This is a genomic window from Bradyrhizobium tropiciagri (assembly GCF_001189845.1).
Lineage (GTDB): Bacteria > Pseudomonadota > Alphaproteobacteria > Rhizobiales > Xanthobacteraceae > Bradyrhizobium > Bradyrhizobium tropiciagri.
The window spans coordinates 1-1,372 of sequence record NZ_LFLZ01000174.1 but is presented as its reverse complement, the minus strand read 5'-3'; the positions used below and the strand labels follow the sequence as shown (position 1 = coordinate 1,372).

Genomic DNA, 1,372 nt, shown 5'->3' with positions numbered 1-1,372 from the left:
CTACGGCATCAGTGTGCCAGAATGAGGTTGTTGCAAATCTCAGACAAGGGAGCCGTCCGTGAGAGAGCTTATCCGCATTGGAATGGATACGTCGAAGCATATTTTTGTGCTGCATGGAGTTGATGCGGCGGAGCAGGTGGTGCTGCGCAAGAAGCTTTCGCGCAAACAGGTGCTGGATTTCTTTGCCAAGTTGCCGCCGACCGTGGTCGGGATGGAGGCGTGCGGTGCGGCCCATTACTGGGCTCGGGAGCTTGGCAAGCTTGGCCATGAGGTGAAGCTGATGGCGCCGCAGCTGGTGAAGCCGTATGTGGAGCGCAACAAGAATGACGGGCGAGACGCGGATGCGGTGTGCGAAGCAATGAGCCGGCCGCGGATGCGATTTGTGCCGGTGAAGAGCGCCGAGCAGCAGGCCGCGCTGATGCTGGCGGGGGTCCGCGACGGGCTGATCGCCCGCCGTACCCAGCTTTGCAATGCGATCCGCGGCTACGCGGCGGAGTTTGGCCTGATCGCTCCCAAGGGGCTGGACAAGATCGAACCGCTGCTGGCACGGATCGCGCAGGACGAGAACCTTCCGGCCGTGGCGCGTGAGCTGTTCGCCATGCAGGGGCGCGACTATGCGCAGCTGCAGGGTGAGTTGAAGGCGATCGAGGCCAGGCTGCTGGCCTGGCATCGGGCGAACGCCACAAGCCGTCGTCTGGCTCAGATCCCCTCAGTCGGTCCGATCATTGCGACGTCGCTGGTGATGAAGACCCCCGACCCGGGTGCGTTCCGCTCCGGCCGGTGGTTCGCGGCCTGGCTCGGCCTGACGCCCAAAGACCATTCCACCGCGGGCAAGACCAGGCTCGGCAAGATCACCCGTGCCGGCGACGAGACCCTGCGTCGCCTGCTCGTGGCAGGGGCGACCGCGGTGATCCGGCAGGCAAGACTTGGGCGCGGTCAGCCCTCGCGCTGGCTCGTCGCGCTGCTCAGGCGCAAGCCGCCGAAGCTGGCGGCGGTGGCGCTCGCCAACAAGGTGGCCCGCATCGCCTGGAAGCTGATGGTCACCGGCGAGAGCTACGATGCCGCACGGATCAACGCCGAACCGGCAATCGCTACTTAGGAGTTTGGCCGGCCGCACGCGGTACGCGCCGGCCGAACCGGAGCTGCAAGAGCAGATGGAATGATCGATCGATCCAGAACGCGAGACAAGCCGCAGGACCCATTGGCCTTCAGAAGGTCGTCAGGTTGTTTGGCACTCGCGTCGCGGAAACCATCTTGGCCCAGCGATCAGCACGATCGCATCAAACAGGCCGGACATATGGATGACAGCGATCCGAACCGTTCCACAAAGCTCTTGTGCCACGGGGGCCGTCCACATATGGGTCCTGGCTTT

General features: G+C 64.2%; 1 protein-coding gene. It reads left to right on the top strand.

The features are described 5' to 3' along the window. The first annotated feature begins 58 nt into the window (after positions 1–58). Complete coding sequence (locus tag AKN84_RS44270; RefSeq protein ID WP_050426604.1) at positions 59–1,099, top strand: IS110 family RNA-guided transposase; 1,041 nt, start codon at positions 59–61, stop codon at positions 1,097–1,099. Positions 1,100–1,372 lie beyond the last annotated feature (273 nt).